Consider the following 9,207-nt stretch of genomic DNA (forward strand, 5'->3'; position numbering starts at 1 on the left):
CGGCGTCTGCGATCACGCAGGTTGCAGTTCGGCCTCGCGGCTCCACTCCTGCGTCTTGAAGTCCAGTGCGTAGCCCAGTTCGCCCAGGCGGGCGATCTGCGCGCGCAGGGCGCGGCGGTCGATGGTCGAATCAAGTTTCACGGACTCACCCAGCGGCCACAGGATGCCGAACAGTGCAGCATCGCCATCTTCGGCACTGCCGGGGGCCGTGACCGCAGCGGGCGGCGGTGCATCCGCACCGAACGGTGTGGTATCGACCAGCGGGTCCACGGACGCCTGCACGGGTGCGGGCTTGGCGGGCCTGGATGCCTTGGCGGGCTTGACCGGCGATGCCGCAGGCTGCGTCCCTTGCTCTTCATCGAGCGGATCAACCTCCTGCGGAGCGAAGCTGCGGGCCTCGTCGCGGCTCAGTTTGTCGATGCCGTTCAGCGTCATCCCGTCCAGGCTGGCGCGGACTTCAAACCGCGCGCCGCCCGCGACCGGATAGGACTTCGCAAAGATGTAGCGGATGACGAAATCCCCGTCGTACTTGCCTTCGGGGTACTGCTCCAGTTCCGCATCCTTGACGGCGAACTCGCCGATGGGTGTGGCCAGGCGACCGACCGTGAACGGACCGTTCTTGCCGCGGATGGTCCGCAACGTGAGCTGGCCCGGGACGACGATGGGCAGGACTGATCTTGTGGGTGCCGATGTGGCTGCCATGATGGTTCTCCTTGGGGAACAGGAAAAAGGCAAGGCCCCGTGAGGGGCCATGCCGGATCAGAACGAAGCAGCCAATGCCGGCGCCTGCTCCTCGACTTCGCCTGCGGGCTCGCGCTCGGCAAGCTGCTCGGCAGCGGTGTCGGCGGTGTCGGCGGCGTCCCCGGCTTCGGGCGCGGGTGCGTCCTCGGCCGGCGGCGCCTCGGCTTGCGCCTGGCTCGTCGGATAGACCCGGGTGCCGTCGATCTTGATCAGACCGATGTGGACCAGCGTGGATTCCAGGCTCGCGGCCGGTTCCCCAGCGTGCTCGCCCTTTGTACGAATGTACGGATCGATCTTCATGTCGTTCAGACGGAAGGCGATCAGCACCTTGCGGTCCCCCTCGATGGCCTGGACGCACCGGCGAACCAGATGCTCGGCCTCGGGAGCACCGACGATCGTGTCGAAGTACCGATACTCCGGTTCATCGACAGGCCCCACCAGTGCGGCGATGGAGCATGCGAGGAATGGGTCGCCATCCGGGGGACTGACATCCTCGGGACGATTGAGATAGCCGATGCCGCGGGTGATCAGCTCGTGCTGCTGGATCGAAGCCAGTTCGGCCCGGTCGATCAGCTCGGCCTTGAGCAGCCGCGCCTTGATGGACGCGGCAACCTTGCCCTTGTGCTCACCCTTGTCGCGGATGTAGGGATCGCTGCGCAGGTCGCCGACGCGAAACCGCACCAGCGGACGCTGCTTGGGATCGTCAACGCCGATGTGGCGCTCGACCAGTTTCTTGGCCTCGGCACCGGAGACCTTGACATCGATGTAGCGGTAGCTCGGGTCCCGGGCGGGACCGACCAGCGCGGCGATGGTGCATGCCAGGAAGGGCTGGGCACGGCGGCCGCCCTTGACAGGCACTTCACGGGCACGCTGCAGATAGCCGATGCCCGAGGTGTGGAGGTCGAAGTACGATTTCTCGTTGGATGGGGTGTTCATGGTGAATCTCCATTGGGAAGAAGGCGGAGACACACCGGCCCACGCATGCGGGGAAAGGTGCGTAACCCCGCGGTGGGTTGAGAAGGCGAAAGCATCCGCCACCAGAGACTGGTGGCCGCTCGCGGATGGATGCGGTGCGAGCTGGCTCGGTCACGCAGCGGGCGCTGCGCCTCAACCTCGAAGACCGATGGTTGCCGGGCATGTCGCTGAACACGTCAGCAGGCATGGAGGCAGCATGACCAGGCCTCGCGCGCGCGGCAGCAATCAATCGGCATCCGGGTGCTTCCCTTTGTCCACCCCGCCCGGCGCCTGCCAAAGGCATTTGGGGCCGCGCAGGTGCTCGGGGGTGTCGGTGCGGGGGCGGCTCGGACGGCTCCAGACGCCGCCGCCGCGCGTGCCGACCAGCCGCCAGCCGGCGGCGCGCACGCTGGCGCCGCCTTCAATCGCCGCAGAAGCAGGCGATCGGCTCTTCGGCGGCGTCGAACAGATCCCCCTGGTCGGCGGCGAAGCGCGCCAGGTCGGCGTAGCTGGGGCCGTCGGCCCGGAACCGAGCGCCGCTGGGCTTGCTCGCCAGGTTCAGGGACTCCATGCGAATCCACCAGACAGCGGCTTCGGGCCGGGCCTTGATGAGGGCCAGGCGCTGCCCGCGCGGCTTCAGGAAACACAGGTCGCAGTTGCCTTCGAGCGTGCGTCCGTTCACCGTGAGCAGGTCGAGGTCGAACGGCTGCGCTTGCCAGAAGGCGCCCACGTCGCGCACGGTGACGCCGGCGTCCGCCAGCGGCATGCACATGGTCTCGTGCGTCGATTCGGTGGAGTGGCCGCGCGCACGGATCTTGGCGACGCGCCGCTGCTCGTCGGCGCGGATGCCGATCATCTGGTCCCAGTCCGTCCAGCCCAGATGCCGCAGGAAGCGGTGCATCGGGCGAATCTTCAAGCTGGTGCAGCCTCTCGCCACGGGGTTGGGCAAATACTGGCGCTTGCGGATCAGCGCCTCGAACGGTTCGCCCTGCCGGCTGGCCCGGTCGAAGTCGACCAACGCGAAGCCCAGTTCCGAGGGCAGGTATTCGAGCCAGTGGATCGGCACCCGCCAGTGTTCGGCGCAGTCTCGCACGAAGCGCAGGGTCGCTTCTACTTCCTTGCCGGTGTTGGCGAAGCAGACCACGGTGTCGGCAGGAAGGCCGTCGTTGGCTTGCAGCACGCGCCAGAGCATGTAGGCGCTCGTGCGCCCGCCGCTGAAGCTGATGCAGGTCGGTTGGGTGATCTTGAACGGGTCGTGCATGCGGTTGTCTCTGGCGGCATGCCGGCGGGTGGGCCGGCGAGGCAGGCCATGGCGGCCGGAGACGAGCGCGCACGCGCGGTGATGGCCGCGGTGCGGAGAAAAGAGAAAGCCCCCGGTGGGGGCCGCGAGGGACGAGCGGCTGATGCCGCGCTATGCCGGTGCAGCCACCTCCCACGACAGGTGCGTGGCGGTGGCAGACAGCATCAGATCGTCCGCGGTGTGCAGGAGGCGAGTGAAGAAGAGCCGCCTGGCTTCGGTGCGAGGCTTCATGCCGCGGCGGCCTGGCGCTGCCGGGCCGCCTTCGCGTCGATCACGCTCACGCCGATCAGGCGCCAGCGCCCGTCGTCGATGAGCCGCTCCAGCACTTCGCCGAGCATGTCGAAGTACACCTCGTCGTGCCGTTCGACCAATTCGCCGTCGCGGTGCAGTTCCACCACGTAGACGTCGCCCGCGCGGTCGTACAGCACCGTCACCCGGCCCTCGAACTTCGCGGTCGAGACCGTGAAGCTGATCGCCGGAGGCGTTTCGATGATCTTGGACGGCTTCGGATCGACCCAGGTGAAATCCCGGGCGCCCGCATCGACCAGCATGTGGGTGATGCGCCGGAAGCCGTCGGGCGCTGGCATCTCCTCCAACTGCTCGATGAGCTGGCCCAGTTCCATGCACTGCGGCGCGGGAATGGGCAGCTTGGCTGGCGCGGAGCCCAGGATGTGCGTCTTGACGGTGTAGGGAACGCCGTCGGACGTCATCTCCGTGCGCTCTTGAGGAGTGTCCGCGCGCAGTCCATCGAAACGGCGCCGTGCGTAGGGTTGGACATGCACCTTGGCGCCTTCGCTGGGGACGGTGGTCACCAGGTTGGGATCGAGCACCGCGAACTCGCTGGGTTTGAGTTTGACGACGATGGCGTCGTCGTTGGCCGCGACCACTTTTCCGTCGAAGGGTTGGGGGTCGATGGCGAAGCCCAGTGCCGAAGACTGGGGCTGATCGTCGAACACGCGGTACTTGAACGACCGCACGTTGCGAGGCACGTGGCCTGCGACGAGCGAAGGCATCAGGGACTTGATGAAGGAACGGTCCATGGGAATCTCCTTGAGAAAGAACAAGGGACTCCCCGCCCGCAAGGGAAGGGTCCCTTGGGGGTGGCGTGGATGGACGCGGCGCGCCCGTGGAAAGAAACGACCAGCGCGGTTTCCCGCACCTGCAGCCTCGAAGGTCTCGGCTGCCTGGGCATGTGTCGGCAATGCCGACGAACATAGGGGCAAGGATGGCGTGGTACAAGGCGGCCCGCTCACAGGAAACGGCACCGCATCTCGCCCGCTTTCCTGCGCTGCAGCAAGCAGGAAGTCGTCAAGAAATAGCGGTGGGAGGCGACTAAGCGCCCCAGGATCGGAACTGTGCGCGTACTGCGCCGGAAGCAATCGGTGCTGGAACCTGAAGAAAAGGCCGGTACGAGCATCGTGCGGGCCCCAAGCCGAAGGGACCTGCAGACAGAAGCTGCTGCGTCAGTCGGTTGGAGGCGGCACTTCCTCGTGGCCCGGCACAGACTTGATGCCCAAGCCCATCAACACAAGCAGCCCGACCACGAGAAAACCTACGCCCGTCACCATCCCCAACAGCCCGGGCCAGATCCCAAAGTAACGCCGGAAATCGAGAAACGCGAGGATGTTCTCCGGCGAGATCACAGTGGGCAACGGTTCGAAGCCAACGACGTCGCGCGCGCCGAACGCAGCGACGACCGTGCCGAACAGCAGCACGGCCCAGCCGACGTATCGACGGCCCATGTCGTGCTTCTCACTCTCGGGGCTCATGGTGCTGATTGTGCAACTATTCTCCAGATCCAGGCCGGCGCGGTCATCGGCCGACGGTATCGCGCCCCGCGACGAGCCGAGAAAAAGCCCCTCGATTGAAGTGAGGGGCTGGAGGTGTCAGGCGCCGCACACGAAGCAGTGCGTGCGCTGCCGTGGGAAGAACACGTGCTTCCAGCTGTCGCCGCTGAGGGTGCCGCCGTCGAACACCACCATGTCGTAGCGGTCGATGTCGGTGTCCACGAGGTCGTCGATGGCGATGGGGCGCATGTGCAGCATGCCCTTGTCGCGCTCGAACACCAGGGTCTGGCCGATGGCGTCGTCCTGGCACATGGCGCTGACGCAGGCACCGAGTTGCTGCTCGAAGTCCAGGGCAGGTGTGATGAGGTCTGGGAACATGAAATCGCTCCTGTGAAAAAGGGGTCCAGCCCGGCTCCCTGGCGGGAGACGGGCCGGCATGGATGACAAAGAGAAAGTTGGCGCGGTGCGAGCCCGTCAGGGCCCGGCCAGCGGCAGGCCCGGCAGCACAGGCGCGTCGGCGTCGAGGATGAGGATGCGCACATCGGCCTGGCCGGCCAGCGCCAGCACATGGGCCAGGTCTTCGGGCATGCCCCTGGAAAGATGCTCCTGGCGCAATTGCCCGGCGGTGATGCCTTCGGCCTGCATCAGGTTCTCGTCCGTCCACGGCGTGGTGAGCAGCTTGACGCCGACCGCCGGGCTGTACGGGATGCGGAAGGCGATGAACAGGAAGGCCTCGGGCGTGTCGATGTCGGCCCGCTCGGCCAGATAGTGGCCGGATTCCTCGGTGATGTGCGCGCTGCTGACTTCCCAGCACCGGCTGTAGATACCGGTCTCGAAGCTCAGCCGCCGTATCACCTCGCGAGCCGCTTCCTCGGAGTAGGTGTCGCCTACGAGTCCGCGGCGTCCGTCGAAGTCTTCTCCTTCGATGGCATAGACCACCGAACGCACGATACCGTCGGCCTGGCTTTGCGCTTCCAGTTCCTCGGGCACTTCCTGTCCCTCGGTGATCAGCGCGAAGTCCTTTCCGACCAGGCACGGGAACTGCGCCACCTGATCGTCGGGCAGATGTGCCTGGGTGGGATGAAGAGTCCGCCAGACCGGAGGACTGTCGTCCTCGTAGGTGATGAGCAATGTGCGGATGGTGCGCAGATTCCGATAACCGCGGATGAAGGGGTTGTTGGACTCGGACATGGAATGGTTCCTCCGTAGAGAATACCGAGGCCACTCCCCGCCGGGGAGTGAAACCCCGGTGGGTGGAAAACGAAAAGGGCGTCAGGTGCGGGCGGCCGGCGCTCGGGCCAGGCGTTCGGCAACGCGCTGGCGCACGCCCATGCGGAAGTGGTCGTCCTGGATGCCTGCGAACAGGCCCTGCGTCTCCTTGTCGATCAGCGCGGCAGCCGTTTCGGGATCGTGGTCGACGACGGCCTTTCGCAGTGCCTGCCCCAGCGGTATGGCGGTGGATGACCCGCGGAACACCCGGACCTCGCGGCTCAGGAAGCTGGCCGCACCGCCGAACTCGAACAGCAAGGGCTTGCTGCAATACCAACTGCCCTCGAACTCGATGGCCACCAGCCGGTGGCCGTCGTCGAAGGCGGTGGCGAGCAAGAACAGGGCTTCGAGGTCCGCCTCGCCCTTGAATCCGTGGTGCTCGATGAGGTTCAGAAGATCCGTGTCCTCCTGCGCACCGAAGCGGGAGGCGAGCAGGTCGAGGATGACCTGGATCGACACGTCGTCGCTGTCGTCCTGCGCGTCGTCGGATTCTGGTGCGGGAAGGTCGAGTTGCGCAGCCAGCGTGATGAGGTCGAGCAGCACGCCGTCCCACTCGGGAACGTGCGCCTCGGAGAGGCGGGCGATGTAAGCCCTGCCGTTGCCGGGATGGGATCCTTCCAGCCGGAAGCGGCCGAACAGCGCGGAGATGACCGGTGTCACCCGGTCGAGAACGAGAACGCCAGTGGCGTCGTAGTAGTTGTTGGCCATGGTGGCTCCTGCGATGTGAAGGCGGAGCCAGGCCCATGCGGACGATGGCATCCGCAGGGGAAGGCACCGAATCCGGGCGTGGATTCGATGGATGGCTGGCTGGCCGGGATCAGCCGCCGAAGTCCGTGGGATCGCCCATGGCCTTCAGCACCTCCACCAGGCTGTCGTGGACAAGCTGGTACAACTGCTCATAGTCCTCGCCAGTCGGCGACTGGTCTGACTTGATGAGCAGTTCGTCGGCATCGACGATGTATTTGCGCAGTTCGCGCAGCTTGACGACTGGCGGGTCGTCGGCGTCTTCGTCGTCGATGGGCTGGCCGATGGCCGACAGCACCGCGCCGGGTGACAGCACATCCGCCTGGTCCGTGTAGACCAGGGGATCTTCGCCCCGGCAGAAGGCCTCGACGACATCATTGCCGATGTGGAAGCGGGTCAGTTCCTCGCGGTCCGCGCCTTCGGTGTCGTGGTCCACGATGGCGACGCGGGGCAGCGCGAGGTGGGCGGGCCAGTTCTGCACGATAAAGGCCTGTACCAGCCCGCCTTCGAGAACGACCGCGATGGAAGGGGTAGGGGACATGTTCGCTCCTGTGAAGAGAAAGAGGGACATGGCCCCGGACGGGGGCGCATGTCCCTTGTGGGGTGGGATGAAGGAAACAGCGGTGGTGCGCCGGGTGGGCTCACCAGCCGCCGTAGTGCAGCAGCAGGTCGGCAAGCACACCGCGGCGTTCCATGTCGAGCCCACCGAAGTCGGCGAGCCCATGGAAGCCGCAGCGCTTGAGCAGCGTGCCGCCCTTGCGCTCGTTGTAGAAGCTGACCATGGCGGCGAGGAACATGCGTTCCCCGCCGCTCAGGACGCTGAGGGCTTTGCTGATCCTCGGTACATCCGGGCACAGATCCCATTTGTCCCGTGCCTGGTTCAGCCCTTCGGGGGTGCCGTCGCCAAACCATTGCGGTCCGGCGAGCCGCACACCCCGCTTCCAGGCTTGGAGAAACGCCTTGGGCGCAGCAGCGAAATGCCGCTCCTCCCGTGCGATCTGTTCGACGATGTCCGATGGCAGAAGCTGGCGCATGACAGACTCCTTGCAGAGTTGATCCATCAGGGATTGGCGAGCTGGGACCAGCCGCCTCTTTCGAGGGCGCGTTCCGCTGCGGCATGGCTGCGGAAGTACTCGCAGGATTCCCGTGAAACGGGTCCTTCGGTGTCGCGCGTGCCGATGTAGTGGCCCGCGGCACTGTGCAGGACTTCGAGCGGCAGGAACTTGCCGCAGTAGACCAAGGCCAATTGACCGAAAGATCGGCCGAAAGAGGGGTTCTGGGACATGGATGGGCTCCTTGAAGAGGCGGGGCCTTGTCCCTCGCGGGATGGCAGCTCCCGCAGGCGGTTGAAGAACAAGCATCGGCGTCGCAAGGACGCTCGTCCGCAGGATCGATGCATGGCGGACTGGAGGGTGGCGCGGAGAGAACCCCGCGGCAGCCTGGAAACCCTGGCTGCTGGCATGTGCTGACGGATCAGCGACACATGCGGGCAGCTTCGTCCGGGGGCCAGCGCGCGTCAGCCGGAAATCGGCACCCGGCCCGCTCCCGATTGATGGGCGCGCGCAAAAAAGAAAGCCCCGCATCGCGTGCGGGGCTGTGAGGACGGTGCGGTGGCGCAGGATCAGCGGGGCTTGTCGCCCAGGACATGCTGTTTCCACAGCGCGAATGCCTCGTCCGGCGGCAGCTCGGCGAGGATGACGATGGGCTGGGCCTGCCGGGCCCGCAGCGACGCGAAGTACGCCTTGCGGTCCGCGATGGCCTTGAGCTTGATGCCCTTGAGGAACTTCAGCTTGCCGTCCTTGATGAACAGCACCTTGTTGCCGATGTCGCGGCTGAACGCGGTGCGCAGCTTGCGCTCCGCGTGCATCGCGTCGGCCAACTGGTCGACGAGGAAGTCGAGCGTGATGTCGATGCGCAGCGGCTCCTCGTCCTCGCGTTCGAGGTCGAGCGTGGCCGGCGGCAGGCCCTTGGCGAATGCCTCGGCCTGGGCCAGCAGCGCGGCCTGGCCTTGCAGCGCGCGCACGAACGTCGAGCCGCCATGCCCGTCGTTGCGGGCCTCGGCGATGGGAGTGCCGTCGAACACGACGGTGGCGGTGAAGCACAGCGTTTCTTCGCTGGCGAAATCCGCCACCTTGAGGTTCTTCAGCGTGATGCGGTCTTGTTGGGTGATGGTTTCCATGGGAAGTCCTGAAGTCGACCGGGTGGCGACACGCCCCTACGGGATGTGGCGACCATCCCGTGGGTTGGAGAAGAGGAGGCATCGATGCCCCGGTGGGCAGCGTTCGCCGGTGGGATGCCGGGGCGAACTGGCGGGTGGCGTGGGCGGAACCCACGGCAGCCTCGACACCCTGGCTGCGGGCATGGTGCTGCCACGGCAGCGACACATGCGAAGGAGCATCGGCCCAGCACCCG

The 9,207-nt window shown here is 66.2% G+C and carries 12 protein-coding genes; all 12 read right to left on the bottom strand.

The features are described from left to right. Positions 1–12: 12 nt before the first annotated feature. The 12 genes from Q392_RS03660 to Q392_RS03715 all read right to left on the bottom strand — a co-directional run bounded on the left by Q392_RS03660 (position 13) and on the right by Q392_RS03715 (position 8,974). Positions 13–702, bottom strand: coding sequence for a DUF3275 family protein (locus Q392_RS03660; protein WP_038201411.1), 690 nt, complete (start codon positions 700–702; stop codon positions 13–15). A gap of 57 nt (positions 703–759) precedes the next feature. Then, on the bottom strand, positions 760–1,677 hold the full coding sequence (locus tag Q392_RS03665) for a DUF3577 domain-containing protein (protein WP_038201414.1): 918 nt from the start codon (positions 1,675–1,677) through the stop codon (positions 760–762). Between the two features lie 439 nt (positions 1,678–2,116). Continuing rightward, positions 2,117–2,956, bottom strand: a complete 840-nt coding sequence (locus Q392_RS03670; protein WP_038201417.1) for a phosphoadenosine phosphosulfate reductase domain-containing protein — start codon at positions 2,954–2,956, stop codon at positions 2,117–2,119. Between the two features lie 266 nt (positions 2,957–3,222). After that, positions 3,223–4,035: a hypothetical protein gene (locus tag Q392_RS03675; RefSeq protein WP_038201420.1), complete on the bottom strand. Its 813-nt coding sequence runs from the start codon at positions 4,033–4,035 to the stop codon at positions 3,223–3,225. A gap of 423 nt (positions 4,036–4,458) precedes the next feature. Beyond that, positions 4,459–4,764 (bottom strand): hypothetical protein, encoded by a 306-nt coding sequence (locus Q392_RS03680; protein ID WP_038201423.1) that lies wholly within the window; start codon positions 4,762–4,764, stop codon positions 4,459–4,461. A 117-nt stretch (positions 4,765–4,881) separates the two neighbouring features. Further along, positions 4,882–5,160: a hypothetical protein gene (locus Q392_RS03685; protein WP_038201426.1), complete on the bottom strand. Its 279-nt coding sequence runs from the start codon at positions 5,158–5,160 to the stop codon at positions 4,882–4,884. A 96-nt stretch (positions 5,161–5,256) separates the two neighbouring features. Then, positions 5,257–5,973, bottom strand: a complete 717-nt coding sequence (locus Q392_RS03690; protein ID WP_038201429.1) for a DUF5983 family protein — start codon at positions 5,971–5,973, stop codon at positions 5,257–5,259. A gap of 81 nt (positions 5,974–6,054) precedes the next feature. Next, a complete protein-coding gene (locus Q392_RS03695) occupies positions 6,055–6,759 on the bottom strand; it encodes a hypothetical protein (protein WP_038201432.1) in 705 nt (234 codons plus the stop codon). Positions 6,760–6,868: 109 nt separating this feature from the next. Beyond that, positions 6,869–7,336, bottom strand: a complete 468-nt coding sequence (locus Q392_RS03700) for a hypothetical protein (RefSeq protein WP_038201435.1) — start codon at positions 7,334–7,336, stop codon at positions 6,869–6,871. 100 nt (positions 7,337–7,436) lie between these two features. After that, on the bottom strand, positions 7,437–7,829 hold the full coding sequence (locus Q392_RS03705; protein ID WP_038201438.1) for a hypothetical protein: 393 nt from the start codon (positions 7,827–7,829) through the stop codon (positions 7,437–7,439). A gap of 26 nt (positions 7,830–7,855) precedes the next feature. After that, positions 7,856–8,080 carry a hypothetical protein gene (locus Q392_RS03710; RefSeq protein WP_038201441.1) on the bottom strand — a complete coding sequence of 75 codons (225 nt, stop codon included), beginning with the start codon at positions 8,078–8,080 and terminating at the stop codon, positions 7,856–7,858. Positions 8,081–8,416: 336 nt separating this feature from the next. Then, entirely contained in the window at positions 8,417–8,974 is a 558-nt protein-coding gene (locus tag Q392_RS03715) for a hypothetical protein (RefSeq protein ID WP_038201445.1), read from the bottom strand. Positions 8,975–9,207 lie beyond the last annotated feature (233 nt).

Origin of the sequence: Xenophilus azovorans DSM 13620 (genome assembly GCF_000745855.1) — a bacterium.
GTDB lineage: Bacteria > Pseudomonadota > Gammaproteobacteria > Burkholderiales > Burkholderiaceae_C > Xenophilus > Xenophilus azovorans.

What these genes read in the sequence shown, in the direction of transcription:
- Q392_RS03660 (WP_038201411.1), bottom strand. Translation starts at nt 702, where the DNA reads ATGGCAGCCACATCGGCACCCACAAGATCAGTCCTGCCCATCGTCGTC.
- Q392_RS03665 (WP_038201414.1), bottom strand. Translation starts at nt 1,677, where the DNA reads ATGAACACCCCATCCAACGAGAAATCGTACTTCGACCTCCACACCTCG.
- Q392_RS03670 (WP_038201417.1), bottom strand. Translation starts at nt 2,956, where the DNA reads ATGCACGACCCGTTCAAGATCACCCAACCGACCTGCATCAGCTTCAGC.
- Q392_RS03675 (WP_038201420.1), bottom strand. Translation starts at nt 4,035, where the DNA reads ATGGACCGTTCCTTCATCAAGTCCCTGATGCCTTCGCTCGTCGCAGGC.
- Q392_RS03680 (WP_038201423.1), bottom strand. Translation starts at nt 4,764, where the DNA reads ATGAGCCCCGAGAGTGAGAAGCACGACATGGGCCGTCGATACGTCGGC.
- Q392_RS03685 (WP_038201426.1), bottom strand. Translation starts at nt 5,160, where the DNA reads ATGTTCCCAGACCTCATCACACCTGCCCTGGACTTCGAGCAGCAACTC.
- Q392_RS03690 (WP_038201429.1), bottom strand. Translation starts at nt 5,973, where the DNA reads ATGTCCGAGTCCAACAACCCCTTCATCCGCGGTTATCGGAATCTGCGC.
- Q392_RS03695 (WP_038201432.1), bottom strand. Translation starts at nt 6,759, where the DNA reads ATGGCCAACAACTACTACGACGCCACTGGCGTTCTCGTTCTCGACCGG.
- Q392_RS03700 (WP_038201435.1), bottom strand. Translation starts at nt 7,336, where the DNA reads ATGTCCCCTACCCCTTCCATCGCGGTCGTTCTCGAAGGCGGGCTGGTA.
- Q392_RS03705 (WP_038201438.1), bottom strand. Translation starts at nt 7,829, where the DNA reads ATGCGCCAGCTTCTGCCATCGGACATCGTCGAACAGATCGCACGGGAG.
- Q392_RS03710 (WP_038201441.1), bottom strand. Translation starts at nt 8,080, where the DNA reads ATGTCCCAGAACCCCTCTTTCGGCCGATCTTTCGGTCAATTGGCCTTG.
- Q392_RS03715 (WP_038201445.1), bottom strand. Translation starts at nt 8,974, where the DNA reads ATGGAAACCATCACCCAACAAGACCGCATCACGCTGAAGAACCTCAAG.